At 54.7% G+C, this 17479-nt stretch carries 15 protein-coding genes; 7 read left to right on the top strand and 8 right to left on the bottom strand.

The annotated features are described in order from the left end of the window. Positions 1-81: 81 nt before the first annotated feature. The 5 genes from ACM67E_RS08545 (at position 82) to ACM67E_RS08525 (ending at position 4166) form a co-directional block, all read left to right on the top strand. Positions 82-567: a hypothetical protein gene (locus ACM67E_RS08545; RefSeq protein WP_416191033.1), complete on the top strand. Its 486-nt coding sequence runs from the start codon at positions 82-84 to the stop codon at positions 565-567. A gap of 291 nt (positions 568-858) precedes the next feature. Beyond that, the gene (gene alr / locus ACM67E_RS08540) at positions 859-1917 is read left to right on the top strand and encodes an alanine racemase (protein WP_416191032.1); all 1059 of its coding nucleotides are present in this window, start codon (positions 859-861) and stop codon (positions 1915-1917) included. Positions 1918-1988: 71 nt separating this feature from the next. Then, complete coding sequence (locus ACM67E_RS08535; protein ID WP_416191031.1) at positions 1989-2363, top strand: hypothetical protein; 375 nt, start codon at positions 1989-1991, stop codon at positions 2361-2363. A 161-nt stretch (positions 2364-2524) separates the two neighbouring features. Beyond that, positions 2525-2797: an ACT domain-containing protein gene (locus tag ACM67E_RS08530; RefSeq protein ID WP_416191030.1), complete on the top strand. Its 273-nt coding sequence runs from the start codon at positions 2525-2527 to the stop codon at positions 2795-2797. Between the two features lie 13 nt (positions 2798-2810). Next, complete coding sequence (locus ACM67E_RS08525) at positions 2811-4166, top strand: PFL family protein (protein WP_416191029.1); 1356 nt, start codon at positions 2811-2813, stop codon at positions 4164-4166. 74 nt (positions 4167-4240) lie between these two features. Here ACM67E_RS08525 and nagZ read toward each other — a convergent pair whose 3' ends face one another. From nagZ to hemC, 5 genes are all read right to left on the bottom strand, one after another. Next, positions 4241-5326: a beta-N-acetylhexosaminidase gene (nagZ, locus tag ACM67E_RS08520; protein ID WP_416191028.1), complete on the bottom strand. Its 1086-nt coding sequence runs from the start codon at positions 5324-5326 to the stop codon at positions 4241-4243. A gap of 54 nt (positions 5327-5380) precedes the next feature. Then, positions 5381-6904, bottom strand: coding sequence for a Na+/H+ antiporter NhaC family protein (locus ACM67E_RS08515; protein ID WP_416191027.1), 1524 nt, complete (start codon positions 6902-6904; stop codon positions 5381-5383). 275 nt (positions 6905-7179) lie between these two features. Further along, complete coding sequence (locus tag ACM67E_RS08510) at positions 7180-8691, bottom strand: DegQ family serine endoprotease (protein WP_416191026.1); 1512 nt, start codon at positions 8689-8691, stop codon at positions 7180-7182. Positions 8692-8949: 258 nt separating this feature from the next. After that, entirely contained in the window at positions 8950-9615 is a 666-nt protein-coding gene (nth, locus tag ACM67E_RS08505) for an endonuclease III (RefSeq protein WP_416191025.1), read from the bottom strand. A gap of 247 nt (positions 9616-9862) precedes the next feature. Further along, entirely contained in the window at positions 9863-10798 is a 936-nt protein-coding gene (gene hemC / locus ACM67E_RS08500) for a hydroxymethylbilane synthase (protein WP_416192760.1), read from the bottom strand. A gap of 117 nt (positions 10799-10915) precedes the next feature. Between hemC and ybeY the strand changes: the two genes are divergently transcribed. Both ybeY and ACM67E_RS08490 read left to right on the top strand, forming a co-directional pair. Beyond that, positions 10916-11431 carry an rRNA maturation RNase YbeY gene (gene ybeY / locus ACM67E_RS08495; RefSeq protein WP_416191024.1) on the top strand — a complete coding sequence of 172 codons (516 nt, stop codon included), beginning with the start codon at positions 10916-10918 and terminating at the stop codon, positions 11429-11431. Position 11432: 1 nt separating this feature from the next. Continuing rightward, positions 11433-12263, top strand: coding sequence for an HlyC/CorC family transporter (locus tag ACM67E_RS08490; RefSeq protein ID WP_416191023.1), 831 nt, complete (start codon positions 11433-11435; stop codon positions 12261-12263). A gap of 237 nt (positions 12264-12500) precedes the next feature. Here ACM67E_RS08490 and galU read toward each other — a convergent pair whose 3' ends face one another. The 3 genes from galU to ACM67E_RS08475 all read right to left on the bottom strand — a co-directional run bounded on the left by galU (position 12501) and on the right by ACM67E_RS08475 (position 17444). Next, positions 12501-13367 carry a UTP--glucose-1-phosphate uridylyltransferase GalU gene (gene galU, locus ACM67E_RS08485; RefSeq protein ID WP_416192759.1) on the bottom strand — a complete coding sequence of 289 codons (867 nt, stop codon included), beginning with the start codon at positions 13365-13367 and terminating at the stop codon, positions 12501-12503. Positions 13368-13437: 70 nt separating this feature from the next. Further along, complete coding sequence (gene ligA / locus ACM67E_RS08480) at positions 13438-15954, bottom strand: NAD-dependent DNA ligase LigA (protein ID WP_416191022.1); 2517 nt, start codon at positions 15952-15954, stop codon at positions 13438-13440. Positions 15955-16211: 257 nt separating this feature from the next. Continuing rightward, positions 16212-17444, bottom strand: coding sequence for a cell division protein ZipA C-terminal FtsZ-binding domain-containing protein (locus tag ACM67E_RS08475; protein WP_416191021.1), 1233 nt, complete (start codon positions 17442-17444; stop codon positions 16212-16214). Between the last annotated feature and the right edge of the window lie 35 nt (positions 17445-17479).

Genomic DNA, 17479 nt, shown 5'->3' with positions numbered 1-17479 from the left:
TAACCGCTGAAACTTTTCAGACGGCCTGCAAACGCCTATCATGCCGTCTGAAAACACAAAAACACATCAAGAGGAACGCTTATGCTGTGGGAACTCATTGCCACCGTATCCGCCGGTTTCGGTGCCGCCGGTATCGCGCTGATTGTGCGCACCGTCTTTAAAAAGTTGCCCAAATGGATGATTCCCGCCGCCGCCGGTTTGGGCATGATCGGGTTTCAGGTATTCAGCGAATACACCTGGTTCGAGCATACCCGTTCCCGACTGCCGTCTGAAACCGCCGTCGTGGCCGAAATTCCCGAAACCGCGTTTTACAAACCGTGGTCGTATATCCGGCCGCAGGTGTTGAAATTCGTCGCCGTCGATACCGCCAATATCGAAACCGTCGATAAAGAACGCAACATCCGCCGCGCCAACCTCTATTTTTTCGAGCGGCGCATGAGTGCGCAAACCCTGCCGGTGTGGATAGACTGCGGCAACGGGCTGCAAACGGATATTGCCGATCCGTCCGCACAGGTATGGGGCAAAACGGAACATACCGCCAATATTGTTGCGGCGGTGTGCCGTTAAACAAGTATTAAAACAAAGGCCGTCTGAAAATTTTCAGACGGCCTTTCCCTGGAGTCCGCGCGATGATTCAGAACGGGCGGTATGCCTCAAAACACGTCTGAAAAGAAAATGCCGCATTTTCAGACGGCCTTTGTCAATAACTAAACGCTGTATTTGAAAAAGCACGTAATCGGCCTATAATCAATCCATCCGAATACATGCAGGCCGTCTGAAAAATGAATCCGGCCGGTGTCAAACAAAATCGGCGGCCCGATTCAGTGGCTGCTGATGCGCACATACAAAGGACAAAACATGCGCCCCTTACAAGCCGAAATCCGTTTGGATAATTTGCGCCACAATTACCAAACCCTGAAAAACATCCACGGCAACAAACTCCTGGCCGTGATTAAAGCCGATGCCTACGGCCACGGAGCAGTGCGCTGCGCTCATGCGCTGGCCGATTTGGCCGACGGTTTCGCCGTGGCGACTTTGGCAGAAGCGGTCGAATTGCGTCAAAACGGCATTGAAAACCCGATTGTGCTGCTCGAAGGCGTATTTGATGCGGCAGAGTATGCCCGAATCGACGAATACCGATTATGGCCGGCGGTCGGTAGCCAATGGCAGCTTGAGAGTCTGATTCACCACGAATGGCAAAATCCCGTGACCGTGTGGCTGAAAATGGATTCGGGTATGCACCGCGCCGGCTTTTTCCCGCACAATTACGCTGCGGCCTACACCGCGTTAAAACAATGCGGACATGTTGCCGACATCGTTAAATTCAGCCATTTCGCCTGTGCCGACGAACCGGAAAACGGCATGAGCGAAATGCAGCTTGAAGCCTTTGATTTGGCTTGCGAGGGCTTGGCGGGCGAAGAAAGTCTGGCCAATTCCGCCGCGATTCTGAATCTGCCCGAAGCGCGCCGCGACTGGGGCAGGGCAGGGCTGGCTTTATACGGCGTATCGCCTTTCGGCGGTGTGGACGAACGCCTGAAGCCTGTCATGCGCCTGACCACCCGCGTATTCGGCGAACGCGTGCTGCAGCCGCATTCGCCCATCGGCTACGGTGCGACGTTTTACACTTCCAAATCCACCCGCGTCGGCCTGATTGCCTGCGGCTATGCCGACGGCTATCCGCGCCGCGCCTCGACCGGCTCTCCGGTAGCGGTGGACGGCGTACGCAGCCGCATTATCGGGCGCGTGTCGATGGACATGATGACCGTCGAATTGGATGCATCGAGAGAGGGCTTGGGTTGCGAGGTTGAGCTGTGGGGCGATGCGGTGAATGTGAACGAAGTGGCCGAAGCTGCGGGGACGATTGCGTATGAATTGTTGTGTAACGTCAAGCGTGGAAAGTTTACTTATTTTGAGTAAAGAAAGTATTTATAGTTTTTTGAATAATTTCATTAATTATTAGCTTTTTAAATAATTATTAAAAGATATTTATGACAACATTGAAATCACTCGAAGCAAAATTGAATCAACTAGAAATTGAAATTGAGAGTTTAAAAGATGAAACAATGTATTTGCGATCCATCCTTGCTGATCTTATTCAATCAGCAGTATCGCAAGATGCAATTAATCCTGAATTCTTGATCCGGAAGATGGCAGATTATAGATATAGTCCTCTTTTTTGGATTAGTAAAAAAGAAATAGATGATATATACCAAAAGCAGATAACTATTTTGCAAGAGTTTGCGGATGCAATTTTCCTTGGGTTGGAAGCCAAAACAGGTTCTCAGAAGGAACAATATGAAAAATTAGAAGAAACAAGAGTTTATTTTAATAGGGAGCTTGAGAAATACATTAGGAATAGTTAATTTTATAATTTCTCCTATCTTAAAATTGTTGACAATTGAATCTCAGGCCGTCTGAAAGAATGCTATAATCCGGCCATTCAAATCTTTTCAGACGGCCTGAGTTTTCATCCGAACAGGTCAATCCCTCATCCTATTTTCCGCAATTCAACAAAGGAATTCCCATGAGCCATTCTGTTGTGACCGTCATCGGTAAAGACCGCGTCGGTATCGTGTACGACGTTTCTAAAATCCTGGCCGAAAACCAACTCAATATCCTCAACATCAGCCAGCAATTGATGGACGATTTTTTCACCATGATTATTCTGGTCGATACCGCCAAATGCCCGAAATCGCGTCAAGAAATGCTGGATTTGTTTGCCGGAGAAAGCAAAAAACTCGCGCTCGACATCCGATTGCAGGACGAAGAATTGTTTAAAGCCATGCACCGCATTTGAGAGGCCGTCTGAAATGTCTATCCAATCGAAAGAAATCCTCGAAACCGTCAAAATGGTGTCCGACCAGAATTTTGACGTGCGCACCATCACCATCGGCATCGATTTGCACGACTGCATCAGCAGCGACATTGACGAACTGAACCGGAATATCTACAACAAAATCACCACCGTCGGCAAAAATTTGGTGGCCACCGCGAAAACATTGTCGGCCAAATACGGCGTGCCGATTGTGAACCAGCGCATTTCCGTGACCCCGATTGCCCAAATCGCGGCAGCGACTAAAGCCGATTCGTATGTGAGCGTGGCGCAGACTTTGGACAAAGCGGCCAAAGCCATTGGCGTGTCGTTTATCGGCGGCTTTTCCGCTTTGGTGCAGAAAGGCATGTCGCCGTCGGACGAAGTGCTGATCCGTTCGATTCCCGAAGCGATGAAAACCACCGACATCGTGTGCGCCTCGATCAATATCGGCTCCACCCGTGCCGGCATTAATATGGACGCGGTAAAACTGGCGGGCGAAACCATCAAGCGTACTGCCGAGATTACGCCCGAAGGCTTCGGCTGCGCCAAAATCGTCGTGTTCTGCAACGCGGTGGAAGACAATCCCTTTATGGCGGGCGCGTTTCACGGTTCGGGCGAAGCGGATGCGGTGATTAACGTCGGCGTTTCCGGCCCGGGCGTGGTAAAAGCCGCGTTGGAAAACTCCGATGCCGTGACCTTGACCGAAGTGGCCGAAGTGGTGAAAAAAACCGCGTTCAAAATCACGCGCGTGGGTGAGTTGATTGGCCAGGAAGCCAGCAAAGCCTTGGGTATTCCGTTCGGCATTTTGGATTTGTCGCTGGCACCCACACCTGCCGTCGGCGACTCCGTTGCGCGCATTCTCGAAGAAATGGGCTTGAGCGTGTGCGGCACGCACGGCACGACGGCGGCTCTGGCGTTGCTGAACGACGCGGTGAAAAAAGGCGGCATGATGGCTTCCAGCGCGGTCGGCGGCTTGAGCGGCGCGTTTATCCCCGTTTCCGAAGACGAAGGCATGATTGCCGCCGCCGAAGCCGGCGTGCTGACTTTGGACAAACTCGAAGCCATGACCGCGGTCTGCTCGGTGGGCTTGGACATGATTGCCGTGCCCGGCCACACTCCTGCACACACCATCAGCGGCATCATCGCCGACGAAGCCGCCATCGGCATGATTAACAGCAAAACCACCGCCGTACGCATCATTCCCGTGACCGGAAAAGACGTGGGCGAGAGCGTCGAGTTCGGCGGTTTGTTGGGTTACGCGCCGATTATGCCGGTCAAAGACGGCTCGTGCGAAGTGTTCGTCAACCGCGGCGGCCGTATCCCTGCGCCCGTGCAGTCGATGAAGAACTGATTCTGTTTGCAGGCAGGATAAAGATTCGAGGCCGTCTGAAATGTTTCAGACGGCCTCGGTTTATATCCGAAAGCTTAAAACGCTTCCCCGACTTTTACCCCGCCGGCAAGGTCTTTCGGCGTGGACAGTTGGGCGGTTAGCGTTTGAGCGGCTTTAAATTCATCACTCTGTGTCATTGCTTCGGCTTCTTCCACGCTCAAGGTGTTGGCCATGTATGCCCAACGTGCGGCCAAGTGCGGGTTGTTTGGCATTTCAAAACCATTGCGCAATTCGTCCACCAAATCGGGGCGGTTGCACACCAGCGCAATGTCGCAGCCTGCGGCAAATGCGCTGTTGACGCGTTCTTTGATGCCGCCTGCGCTGCCCGCACCCTCCATCGTGAGGTCGTCTGAAAAAATCACGCCGTCAAAACCGATGTCCCGGCGCAGAATCTGTTTCAGCCATTTTTCCGAAAAACCGGCCGGATTCGGGTCGATTTGCGGATAGACCACGTGGGCGGGCATAACGGCGGCCATGCCCGCCGCGCTCAGTTTTTCAAACGGAATCAGATCGGCTGCCTGCAAATCTGCCAGGCAGCGGTCGTCTTGCGGGCGGGTCAGGTGGCTGTCGCCTTCGACGAAGCCGTGGCCGGGAAAATGCTTGCCGCAGGATTTCATGCCGCCTTTGTTCAGGCCTTTTTGCAAGGCCAAGGCCAATTCGGTGACGATACCGGCATCGCGGTGAAAGCTGCGGTTGCCGATGACGGCGCATTGCCCCCAGTTCAAATCCAGTACCGGCGTAAACGACAAATCCACGCCGCACGCGCTCAATTCGGCCGCCAATACCCAGCCCACCTGTTCGGCTTTTTCTTTGGCTGCGGCTGCGCCTTCGTTGTCCCAGACTTCGCCCAATACGCTCATGGCGGGCAGGCGCGTGAAACCGTCGATAAAACGCTGCACGCGGCCGCCTTCGTGGTCGACGGAGACAATCAGCTCGGGCGAGCGCAGGGCTTTGATGTCGCGGATTAAGGTTTTGAGTTGCGGCACATTTTCAAAATTGCGGCGGAACAGAATCACGCCGCCGACGGCCGGGTCGAGCAGACGCTGTTTTTCTTCGTCGGTCAATGCAAACGCGTTGACATCGGCCATCACGGGGCCGCGGGGAATGACGGGACGGGTCATGTTGTTTCCTTTATATCCGAAAAGTTTCAGACGGCCTCGAGGCCGTCTGAAACATTAAGCGGCAACAGCCGTTTTCTTGTTGCGCAACACCAAAATCAATGCGGCCAATACCACGGCGGTTACACCGAAGCCGAGCAGAGCAGAATGGGTGAAACCCAAAACCAGATAGCCGGCGGCTGAGGCTGCCGCCACGGTTAGCGCGTAAGGCAGTTGCGAAGTCACGTGGTCGATGTGGTTACATTGTGCCCCGGTGGACGACAGAATGGTGGTGTCGGAAATGGGCGAGCAATGGTCGCCGCACACCGCGCCGGCCATGACTGCCGACAAGCAGGGAATAATCAGGCTCGGGTCAACTTTAACCGCCATGGCTGCGGCAATCGGCAGCATGATGCCGAACGTCCCCCAACTGGTGCCGGTGGCAAACGCCATCACGCTGCCCAAGGCAAACAGGATGACCGGCAAAAAGCCCGGATGGATGTTGTCTGCAACCAAGGTGGATAAGAATTCGCCGGTGCGCATTTCGCTGACGACGGTGCTGATGAGCCAAGCTAAAATCAGAATGCTGATGGCGCCGAACATGGATTTCATGCCCTGCCAGACGGCTTTCGGATAAACGTGGGCAGGAATGGTGCCGACGGTGCAGGCCAATACGGCCAACACGCCCAAAATGCCGCCGAATACCAATGAGGTATTCACGTCGGTATTTTCAAACGCGCCCAAAATACTGAAACTTTCCAAGGCCTGCGCGCCGGTATAGAGCATGGCGGCAATGGTGGCAAAAATCAGCACCAGCACAGGAATAATCAGCGCATAGACACGACCTTTGGGGCCGTCTGAAATGCTTTGCTCTTCATGGTTTTCGTTCAAAGCACGCTGCTCGAAACGCGCCATCGAGCCGAGGTCGAACGAAAAATAGGCGACGACGAATACCATAATCAGGGCGAAGAGGGCGTAGTAATTCATTGCGCTCATGGCGACAAACGTCCCCATCGGTGTGTATCCGGTGATTTTGTAGGTAACGAGCAGGCCGGCCAGCGTCGCGATAATCGACGCGCCCCAGCTTGAAACCGGCATCAGGACACACATCGGTGCGGCGGTCGAATCCAAAATATAGGCCAGTTTCGCACGCGATACCTTGAAGCGGTCGGTGACCGGACGGGCAATCGCACCGACGGCCAAGCTGTGGAAATAGTCGTCGATAAAGGTGACGAATACCAAGCAGGCGGTCAGCATTTTGGCACCGCGGCGGCTTTTGATGTGGCGTTTGGCCCAGTCCGCAAAGGCTTGGTTACTGCCCGAATAGGTGAGTAATGAAGTGAAAATGCCCAGCAGCAGCAGGAAAATCAGGATTTTGAGCTTGCCCAGCGACCAATCGCCGTCTGCCCAAACCAACGAAACGGCAATTTCTTTAAAGTGGGTCAGTGCGTTCAAAGGATGGCCGCCGGTCAGCATCAGTACCCCGACGATGATGCCGATGGCCAGAGAGAGTAAGACGCGGCGCGTGACGACTGCCAACGTCAAGGCAAGAAATGCCGGAACCACCGACATAAAAGAGCTTGAGTAATCGATTAATTGCATAAAATAAAAGGTTTGGAAAGGTAAAATCGGTATTTTTTCAGACGGCACAGGTTTTCAAAACAGCCGCATCCGGCATGTTTTGGGCATGACCGCCGGGCTGTTTTCCGTATTCGCACCGATTCGGCTTGAAGTGCGTGCAAACACGGCGTTTTATAAAGTGCTTCAGCTTTTTGCATCCCAAAGGCCGTCTGAAAAACACGAGGCCTGAACGGAAAAATACCCGCCATTTCAAAAAATAACGGGTATTTTATCATTACTTTACAACTTTATGCGTTTTATTGCAGGGTTAACGCCAGGAAGAGGGTATCGCCGCCACGCTGCACCAGCAAAGGCACGTTTTTGCCGGCGCCGCTCAATGCACTGCGGAAGGTCGATTCATCGCTGACGGAGATTTGGCTGACCGCAATGATTTCGTCGCCGCGTTGGATGCCCGCACGTTCGGCAGGACCGCTGACACGGGTAACGACCAAACGCTGCTTGCCGTTGATGACTTGCGCTTGCAGGGTCAGTCCGGCTTCTTCTACTGCAAATCCCTGTATGTCACTCGGGGAATTGAGATTGTCCGGCTCGGCTTCGGCAGTTTGCGCCGGCGCACCGGTGCTGCCCAATGTCACGTTGACCGAAATTTTTTCTCCCCTGCGCCATACTTCCAGCTTCACTTCCTTACCCGGAGGCATGGCACCGACCATCACCGGCAAATCGCTGGAAGCGCGCACTTCTTCGCCGTTGACGCTGCGTACGATGTCGCCGACCTGCAAACCGGCCTGCTGGGCAGGGCTGTTCGGCATGACTTTGGCGATAAGCGCACCGCTGGCGCGATCCAGATTAAACGATTTGGCCAGATCATAAGACACTTCCTGGATGACGACGCCCAGCTGGCCGCGTTGGACTTTGCCGGTGTTCTTCAGTTGGTCGGCCACATTCATGGCCACGTCAATCGGAATGGCGAACGAAATGCCCATGAAGCCGCCGCTGCGGCTGTAAATCTGCGAGTTGATGCCGACCACCTGGCCTTTGAGGTTGAACAGCGGGCCGCCCGAGTTACCCGGGTTGATGGCGACGTCGGTCTGGATGAACGGCGTATAGTTTTCGTTCGGCAGGCTGCGGCCTTTGGCGGACACGATACCTGCGGTCACGCTGTTGTCAAAGCCGAAAGGCGCGCCGATGGCCGCCACCCATTGCCCGGGCTTGAGCGTTTTCGGATCGCCGATTTTCACGACGGGCAGACCTTCCGCCTCGATTTTCAGCAACGCCACGTCCGACTGCTGGTCGGAACCGACCAGTTTGGCCGTGTATTCGCGCTTGTCGTTGAGCAAAACTTTAATGTTGCCCATACCCGAAACCACGTGGGTGTTGGTCAGAATATAGCCGTCCGGACTGATGATGAAGCCCGAACCGAAATTCAGCTCGCTGCTGTCGGCTTCCTCCTGCGGCATATCGGGCAGGTTGGGAACCAGGCGTTTGAAAAACTCATAGAAAGGATCATTGTCGGGAAATTGGTTCAAATCCATGCCGTTTTCTTCCGCAGCATTCCGGCTCCTGCTGCTTCCGACTGCGGCCTGGATATTGACGACGGTTTGCCCCTCGTTCTCCACCAGCTGCGAGAAATCGGGCAACAGCATACCGACGGTACCGTCTTCTTTATTCGGTTCGATGTGTTGTACCGGTTCCTGCTGCTCTTTTTTGCCGTCGGTGAAGAAGCTGGCGGCTTTGTCGCACGCGCTCAATGCCAGTGCGGAGGCGACGGCCAAAGCCAAGTATTGCGTCGTATTTTTTTTCACAATCATTCCTTATTATTGTGTGTTTCTGTCGGGCTGCGGTTTGTCGGTTAAGTATGGATTTTATGCGCATCGTGCAGCACCGCCCAAAGCGATAGGGCAATTTTACATATTATCGGTATTTTTTCAAGGTTTTCATTTTCAACGGAAAAAGGCCGTCTGAAAACGAACGGAGTGAGCTTCGCCAAAACGAACGAAGTGAGTTTCGCTAAAACGAGCGTAGCGGGTTTGCCCGAATTTTCAGACGGCCTGACGGAAGCAGACGGCTCATTCCGGTTTAAGCGGTTGCTCGGAAGGATAAGCGACGGTTTTGGCCGGATATTCGCACAAATCGTTGATGATGCATTGTCCGCATTGCGGCTTGAGTGCCTTGCAGGTGTAGCGGCCGTGCAGAATCAGCCAATGGTGCGCGTCCATCAGAAATTCTTTCGGAACGAAGCGCATCAGTTTGTCTTCGACTTCGCGCACATCTTTGCCCGGGGCGATTTTGGTGCGGTTGGAAACGCGGAAAATGTGCGTATCTACCGCCATCACCGGCCAGCCGAACGCGGTGTTCAACACCACATTGGCCGTTTTGCGCCCCACGCCGGGCAGGGCTTCCAATGCGGCGCGGTCTTCGGGCACTTCGCCGCCGTGTTTTTCCAACAGAATGCGGCAGGTCTGCATGATGTGTTTGGACTTGGTTTTGTAGAGGCCGATGGTCTGCGTATATGCCATCACGCCTTCCAAGCCCAAATCCAGCATGGCCTGCGGCGTGTTGGCGACGGGAAACAGCTTCGCCGTGGCTTTGTTCACACCCACATCGGTGGCCTGCGCCGACAGCAGCACGGCAATCAGCAGCTCGAACGGTGAGTTGAAATTCAGCTCGGTGGTCGGGTGCGGATTGGCGGCGCGGAAACGCTCGAAGATTTCTTGGCGGATTTGTTTGTTCATAGTGGTTTTGGTATGAAGTGTTCAGCGCGGGATTATAGCAAACAGGCCGTCTGAAAAACATGAATGATTTTTCAGACGGCCTTTACGGTGTAATCGAAATATACAGGTCGGAAGGCTTATCCGGCAATTTCAGCTTACCGAATCCGAAATGTCGGTCAAGTATGGTGGTTTGTGGATTGAAAAGGCCGTCTGAAAATTTTCAGACGGCCTCGAATATTTCTAGTTTGAGAAAAATAAACCTTTAAATTCAGGCCTGTTCCTTCAGCACCGCTTCAATCAGTTCCATCGCGCCGTCGTCGGCCAAACGCTTGGCGACTGCACGGCCGAGCGAATCGGCATAGTCTGCCGGTGCTTGTGCAGAGGCTTCGATGATGTGCGAACCGTCGGGGTGGCCGACCAAGCCGCGCAGGGTCAGCAGGCCGTTTTCTTCGGTGCAGTAGGCGGCCAGCGGCACTTGGCAGCTTCCGCCCAAAGCGCGGGCAAGGGCGCGTTCGGCGGTAACGCAGGCGTGTGTGGTGTCGTGATTCAGCGGTTTCAGAATTTCGAGCAAATCTTCGCGGTGCGCGGCGATTTCAATGCCCAGCGCGCCTTGTCCGGCGGCAGGCAGGCTGATGCCGTCTGAAATAATCAGGCGGATTCGGTCGTCCAGCCCCAACCGCTGCAAACCGGCGGCGGCGAGGATAATGGCATCGTATTCGCCGTTGTCGAGTTTGCCCAAACGGGTTTGTACGTTGCCGCGCAAAGGTTTGATGACCAAGTGCGGATAACGCGCGCGCAGTTGCGCTTCGCGGCGCAGGCTGGACGTGCCGACCACCGCGCCTTGCGGCAAGTCTTCCAAACGTTCGTAGCGGTTGGACACGAACGCGTCAAACGGATTGGCACGCTCGCCGATGGCCGCCAGCGCAAAGCCTTCGGGCAAATCCATCGGTACGTCTTTAATCGAATGCACCGCCAAATCCGCACGGCCGTCTTGCAGGGCTTGTTCCAACTCTTTGATAAACAGGCCTTTGCCGCCGATTTTGGAAAGGGTTTTGTCCAAAATCTGGTCGCCGCGCGTGGTCATACCCAAGATTTCCACTTCGCAACCGGGGTATAACGTTTTCAGACGGCCTTGAATGTGTTCGGCCTGCCACATCGCCAGCAGGCTTTCACGGCTGGCAATCACTAATTTTTTCGGGTTCATCACAGCTTCCGCCGTTTGTTGCAGGAGCGTGAAGTCTAACATATTTTGCACGCTTTTTTCAGACGGCCATCGGCGGATATGTTATATTTACGGCCAAAACCATCGAAACGCCACACCATGAAACGCGCCAAAAAATATCCTTTTCTGTCATTACAGCGTCAACGTTTTCATTTAAACTTCGATAATGCTTCTTCCGCCGAATCCGTGCCGTCTGAAAAAGATTTCTACCGTTGGGCATTTGCGGCCTTGAAAGACGGGTACCGCCGTGCCGAAATCAGTTTGGTTCTGCTCGACGAAGAAGAAGCGCGTGCCTACAACCGCGATTACCGCGGCAAAGACTACGCCACCAACGTGTTGAGTTTTGCCTTGAATGAAGGCGAAATGTTGCCCGACCAACTTTCAGACGGCCTCTACGGCGATTTGATTATCTGCCCGCAAGTCGTGCTGAAAGAAGCCGCGGAGCAGGGCAAAACGCCCGAAGCGCATTTCGCCCACCTGACCATGCACGGCACGCTGCACCTGATGGGCTACGACCACATCGAAGATAACGAAGCCGAAATCATGGAAGCCGCCGAAATCCGCCTGATGCAGGCCGCAGGCTATCCCAACCCTTACCGAGAGGACGAATATTAAAATGGACGACACACAGTCGAAACCCAATTTTTTTGAACGTTTGGTTTCCCGTTTGGCGGGCGAACCGGCTTCCGCCGAAGATGTCGTCAGCCTGCTGCGTCAGGCGCACGGGCAGGAAGTGTTTGACGCGGATACCTTGTCGCGTTTGGAAAAAGTATTGGATTTTGCCGATTTGGAAGTGCGCGACGCGATGATTACGCGCAGCCAGATGAACGTGATTAAGGAAAACGACAGCTTAGAACGCATCGTTGCCTACATCATCGAAACCGCGCATTCGCGTTTCCCCGTCATCGGCGAAGACAAAGACGAAGTGTTGGGCATCCTGCACGCGAAAGATTTGCTGAAATTCATGTTCAACGGCGAGCAGTTCAACCTGAAGTCCATTTTGCGTCCGGCGGCGTTTGTGCCGGAGGGTAAGTCTTTGAACGCATTGCTTAAAGAATTCCGCGAGCAGCGCAGCCACATGGCGGTCGTGATTGACGAATACGGCGGTACGTCGGGTTTGGTCACGTTTGAAGACCTGATTGAGCAAATCGTCGGCGACATCGAAGACGAATTCGACGAAGACGAAAGCGCGGACAATATTTTCGCCGTTTCCGCCGAACGCTGGCGCATTCACGCCGTAACCGAAATCGAAGACATCAACGCCTTTTTCGGCACGGATTACAGCAACGAAGAAGTCGATACCATCGGCGGTTTGGTGATTCAGGAATTCGGCTATCTGCCGGTGCGCGGCGAAAAAGTAGTCATCGGGCCGTTGCAGTTTACCGTCGCCCGCGCCGACAACCGCCGCCTGCATACGCTGATGGCGGTCAAAGCCAAAGAAAGCTGACAGGTTCGGATTCGGTAAGAGAATCTGAAATACGGATAAAGGCCGTCTGAACATTTTTGGTAGGTTTGCCAAAAATGTTCAGACGGCCTTTTTTACGGCTTTTTATGGTTGCTGTTGCATTCTCCGTGTCGGAACGGATAAGCGGAAATTTCAGAACCGTGGTGACGGCTCATTGGAAATTTGCCGTCAGATTGCGCCGTTTCCTGTCGTCAGGCATAGAGGAAACGGTGCATTCCGTTATTTTGCGTACTGTTTCAACAGTTCGGCGAATTCCTTACCGGTTTCGGGGTGTTTCAAACCATAGGCCAGCGTCGCTTCCAGATAGCCCAATTTGCTGCCGCAATCGTAGCGTTTGCCTTGGAAGGCGTGTGCCAATACGAATTCGTGATCCAGCAGACGGGCGATGGCATCGGTAAGCTGGATTTCGTTGCCCGCGCCGCGCGGCAGGTTGGTCAGCAAATCGAAAATGCGCGGGGTCAGGATATAGCGGCCGACCACGGCGAGGTTGGACGGAGCTTCTTCCGGTTTCGGTTTTTCCACGATGTTGATGATGCGCTGATAGGTTTTCAGTTTTTCCACTTCGACAATGCCGTATGAACCGGTTTGTGACGGATCGACGGTTTCCACGCCCAGCACGCTGTTGCCGCTTTGGTTGTAAATATCGACCATCTGCTTCAATGCGCCTTGCGGTGCGTCAATCAGGTCGTCGGCCAGAATCACGGCAAACGGCTCGTCGCCGACGGCGGCGCGGGCGCACAGCACGGCATGACCCAAGCCCAACGCTTCGGCCTGGCGGATATAGAGACAGGTGATTTCGGGCGGCAGAATGTCTTTGACGTGCGCCAGCAGCTTTTCTTTGTTGCGCTGTTCCAATTCGGTTTCCAGCTCGTAGGCCTTGTCGAAATGGTCTTCGATGCTGCGTTTGTTGCGGCCGGTGACGAACACCATTTCGGTGCAGCCTGCGGCAACGGCTTCTTCAACCGCATATTGAATCAAAGGTTTATCGACAATCGGCAGCATTTCTTTCGGGCTGGCTTTGGTGGCGGGCAGAAAACGAGTGCCCATGCCGGCAACGGGGAAAACGGCTTTTTTAATCGGTTTCATCATGTCTCCACAGTTTAAAATTTCGGGTTTCGGCTGTTTGACCCGAAAATATCGAAAAATTCATTTTCTTTTACGGATTTAACCAAGTCAGCAGTTCGGCTTCGCCGATAACGGCCACGCCTAAGGCATGGGCTTTTTCCAGCTTGCTGCCGGCCGCTTCGCCCGCAACCACGAAATCGGTTTTTTTCGACACGCTGCCGGAAACTTTGCCGCCGGCGGCTTCAATCATGGCTTGCGCTTCGTCGCGTTTCAGCGTCGGCAGCGTGCCGGTCAGGACGAATGTTTTGCCGGACAGGCCGCTTGGTTGGAATTCCGCCATTGTATCGTTTTCAGACGGCATATGCTGTAAAAATTGCTGCATGACCGTTAAAAGCGACAAATTGGCCGGAATACTGCGCCATTGCTGCCACTCTGCGGGCAGGGCTTTATCGAGGATTAGGCCGTCCACGCTTTTTCCGGCCAAGTCCCACAGGGAGGCGGCTTTTTTCTCGCTGATTTTAAAACCGGGCAGGCGGCTTATCCAGCGTTCGGGCGTAACATACTGCGCAAGCGGCAGAGTAACGGTTTGCTTTTGCGGCTGCACGCCGACGCTGAGCAGCTCGTCAATCATGTCCTGCTGCTCGGTCTGGGCGAAAAAGTGGGCGATCGAATGCGCCACCACGCTGCCGATGTCGGGCAGACAGGCCAAAACAGGCTCGGGGGCGCGGCGCACGTTTTCCAAATCGCCGAATGCCTGTGCCAGCGATTTGGCCGTGCGCTCACCGACGTGGCGGATACCGAGTGCGAACAGGAAACGCGCCAAATCAGGTGTTTTGCTTGCTTCGATGCCGTCGAGGATATTTTGCGCCCATTTGGTCGGCGAAGCTTTTTTACTGCTTTTGAGGCCGTCTGAAAGCGGCAGGGCATTTTCAGACGGCATGTCTTCGGCGGAAGGCTGCGCTTCGGACTGATCGGCGGTTTCTTTCATTTTTTGCAGGGTAGCGATGTCCAAGCGGTATAAGTCGGCGAAGTGCCGTACCAAATCCTGCGCCACCAGCTGCTCGATTTGGCGCTGCCCCAGGCCGTCGATGTCCATCGCTTTGCGCGAGGCGAAGTGAATCAAGCCCTGCGCCCGTTGCGCCTGACACAACATGCCGCCGCTGCAACGCGCCACGGCTTCGCCTTCTTCGCGTTCGATTTCGCTGCCGCAAATCGGGCAGTGCGCAGGCAGGCGGTATTGCGGATAGAGCGGCTCATATGCGGTATGCGCAGGCGGTTTTTCAGACGGCCTTTCGGCAAACAGATCGTTTTCAGACGGCATGGCAAACAAATCTTCCTGCAGGCCGTCTGAAACTTGTTCTCCGCTTGCGGCAAGGATTTCAACCTTCTGCATCGGGCGGCGGTCGAATACCACGCGCACGACTTCGGGAATCACGTCCCCCGCGCGGCGCACGATAACGGTGTCGCCCACGCGCACGTCTTTGCGCTGCGTTTCGCCTTCGTTGTGCAGCGTGGCGTTGGTTACGGTTACGCCGCCGACAAACACCGGCTGCAAGCGCGCCACGGGCGTTACCGCACCGGTGCGCCCGACCTGAACGTCAATCGCTTCCACCACCGTCAAGGCTTCTTCGGCAGGGAATTTGTGCGCAACCGCCCAGCGCGGCGCGCGCGAAATAAAACCCAAGGTTTCCTGTTGCGCCAGGCTGTTGACCTTCACCACCATGCCGTCGATTTCATACGGCAAGTCGGGGCGTTTCTGCTGCATCTGTTCGTAAAAAGCCAATACTCCGGCGATATTCGGAAAACAGCCGAACCGGCCGTTTGGCAGGCTGAAGCCGAGTTCGCCCAAATAGGCCAATTCTTGAATATGCTCTTGCGAAACAAAGCCGCCTTCTTGTTGGGCAATACCGTAGGCGAAAAAGTGTAATTTGCGTTGGGCGGTGATTTTCGAATCGAGTTGGCGCAGACTGCCGGCGGCGGCATTGCGCGGATTGGCAAAAGGCTTTTGGTTGCTGTCGGCCTGGCGGCGGTTGAGCGCGGCAAAATCGGCTTTCAGCATTAACACTTCGCCGCGCACTTCAATCAGTTGCGGCACATTGTCTCCGTGCAGGCGCAGGGGAATATTGGCGATGGTTTTGACGTTTTGCGTAACGTCTTCGCCCGTCGCCCCGTCGCCGCGCGTGGCCGCCTGCACCAGTACGCCGTCGCGGTAGAGCAGGCTGATGGCCAGGCCGTCGAATTTCGGTTCGATAACGTATTCCGCAGGTGCGCCGTTCAATCCGCTGCGCACGCGTTCGTCAAAGGCCAGCATTTCCGCGTGGTCGAACACGCCGTCTTCGTTTTGCGGCGAAAAGGCGTTGTTGAGCGAGAGCATCGGCACGGTATGGCGCACGCTTTCAAAGCCTTCCAATGCCGCGCCGCCGACGCGTTGGGTCGGGCTGTCGGGCTGTTTCAAATCGGGGTGTGCCGTTTCCAAGGCTTCGAGTTCGCGGAACAGGCGGTCGTATTCCGCGTCGGGTACGCTCGGTGCGTCGAGCGTGTAGTATTCGTAGGCGTAGCGGTTGAGCAGGGCGGTGAGGTCTCGGATTTTTTGTTCGGTCGGATTCATGGTTTTAGGTTTTCAGACGGCCTCAAGCAGCAAAAGGCCGTCTGAAAAAAGAAATCGGAAAAACGGAATTGTAGCGGAATATGCGGTGTTTGGGTTTGCGGTTTGGACGGTTTGAAGGCCGTCTGAAAATAAAATAAGCCGTTGTGCATCGGCTTCGTCCTGCCGTCTTGTATTTGGGTTCACTCTATTATTTTCAGACGGCCTTCAAACAAAAATCCCTCTGTTCGGGAACAAAGGGATTTCGAGGGGAGGACGGTTTAGGAAAACAGGCGCAGCGACTGTTTGCTGCCCGGTTTGATGCCGACTTTGAGCATCTCTTCCTGACGCGCCAGCACATAATTGCGCACGTCTTTCAGCCAAGGGGTAGAAACTTCTTCCATTTTGTCGTTGACCAAATCCAGGCTCAATTGGCCGGACAGGCGCACGGCCAAGTCCATGAACAGGTCGAAGCTTTTCTCGCCCGCAGGGACGTGCGGAATGTCGAACAGCATGCTGAAGCCGCGGTAGGCTTGGTTGTCGAGCAATGCGCCGGTAAACGGGGAATTGTCGAGCGAGGCCAAAACAAACATCGGGTTGCCGTTTTCGCCGGGATATTGGAACGTGCCGTCGTCAGACAAGTCGAAACCGACGCCTTCCGCCGCCGAGCGCAGCTCCAAGCCGCTGATGCTGGAACGGGAAACCAAATGGATGGCGATGGTTTGGTCGACGCGTTCGCAGAAGCTGTCGAGTGCCTGAGCCACTTCGACAAAAGCCGGCAAATCGGTATAGCGCACTTGTCCGCCGGTAAGCTGGGCAAAAGCGGCGACTTGCTGGTTGAACTGTTCCAATTCTTCGGGTGTGGCCAAGCCGTTGCGGCTGACCGCCTGCATACCCATCACGAAACCTTGGTAGTAAACGCCCGGAATCGGTTCGGCCACTTGGAAGCGGTCGTCACGGGTGCAGCCGATGATTTGGAAGCGGTGGCGGTTGGAGAGACGCGGCAGGGCGTGCAGCTCCTGCGCTTCGCTCAAGGCGATGTAGGCCAGATAGTCGAAGCGCGGGTCAAACCAGGGCAGCTCGATTTGCGAGAGTTCGTCGAGGCTGACCAAATTGCGGTTCGGCGCGGCGGTGTGGGCGGTTTTGATTTCGTTGTTCAGGCCGATAACGGTATGCTGAACCGCTTCGTCGGTGAAATCGTCTTCCATCGCCAATTCGATGTCGGTTTTGATGGCCGAAGGCTTGGCCAGTTTGGCTTTGGCCGCATAGATTTCGTCCTGCTCCTGCAGGTTGCGCAATGCCGCTTCTTCGGCTTTGTTCGGCTTTTTCAGCAGGAAACCCTTGCCGCCGGATACTTTGCCGTCGCGGACGTGGCTGGTTTTGCTGGTCAGCAGGGCGTCTTTGTCGGAATGGCCGAACTGCTCGCGGACTTGTTTGCGGTATTGGTTTTCTTGGTACATATTGTAGGCGATGACGGCCAGAATGATGGCCAGGCCTAAAACGATAATAATCATGGTGTGCACTCTTGGGTAAAGAAAGTTTTCGCCGG

Source organism: Neisseria sp. CCUG12390 (genome assembly GCF_047837985.1).
In the GTDB taxonomy this organism is placed as follows: Bacteria; Pseudomonadota; Gammaproteobacteria; order Burkholderiales; family Neisseriaceae; genus Neisseria.
This window is presented reverse-complemented; position numbering and strand designations above follow the sequence as displayed.

Bases quoted from the DNA above. Each gene is read 5' to 3' on its own strand.
- ACM67E_RS08545 (WP_416191033.1), top strand. From the start codon at position 82: ATGCTGTGGGAACTCATTGCCACCGTATCCGCCGGTTTCGGTGCCGCC.
- alr (WP_416191032.1), top strand. From the start codon at position 859: ATGCGCCCCTTACAAGCCGAAATCCGTTTGGATAATTTGCGCCACAAT.
- ACM67E_RS08535 (WP_416191031.1), top strand. From the start codon at position 1,989: ATGACAACATTGAAATCACTCGAAGCAAAATTGAATCAACTAGAAATT.
- ACM67E_RS08530 (WP_416191030.1), top strand. From the start codon at position 2,525: ATGAGCCATTCTGTTGTGACCGTCATCGGTAAAGACCGCGTCGGTATC.
- ACM67E_RS08525 (WP_416191029.1), top strand. From the start codon at position 2,811: ATGTCTATCCAATCGAAAGAAATCCTCGAAACCGTCAAAATGGTGTCC.
- nagZ (WP_416191028.1), bottom strand. From the start codon at position 5,326: ATGACCCGTCCCGTCATTCCCCGCGGCCCCGTGATGGCCGATGTCAAC.
- ACM67E_RS08515 (WP_416191027.1), bottom strand. From the start codon at position 6,904: ATGCAATTAATCGATTACTCAAGCTCTTTTATGTCGGTGGTTCCGGCA.
- ACM67E_RS08510 (WP_416191026.1), bottom strand. From the start codon at position 8,691: ATGATTGTGAAAAAAAATACGACGCAATACTTGGCTTTGGCCGTCGCC.
- nth (WP_416191025.1), bottom strand. From the start codon at position 9,615: ATGAACAAACAAATCCGCCAAGAAATCTTCGAGCGTTTCCGCGCCGCC.
- hemC (WP_416192760.1), bottom strand. From the start codon at position 10,798: ATGAACCCGAAAAAATTAGTGATTGCCAGCCGTGAAAGCCTGCTGGCG.
- ybeY (WP_416191024.1), top strand. From the start codon at position 10,916: ATGAAACGCGCCAAAAAATATCCTTTTCTGTCATTACAGCGTCAACGT.
- ACM67E_RS08490 (WP_416191023.1), top strand. From the start codon at position 11,433: ATGGACGACACACAGTCGAAACCCAATTTTTTTGAACGTTTGGTTTCC.
- galU (WP_416192759.1), bottom strand. From the start codon at position 13,367: ATGAAACCGATTAAAAAAGCCGTTTTCCCCGTTGCCGGCATGGGCACT.
- ligA (WP_416191022.1), bottom strand. From the start codon at position 15,954: ATGAATCCGACCGAACAAAAAATCCGAGACCTCACCGCCCTGCTCAAC.
- ACM67E_RS08475 (WP_416191021.1), bottom strand. From the start codon at position 17,444: ATGATTATTATCGTTTTAGGCCTGGCCATCATTCTGGCCGTCATCGCC.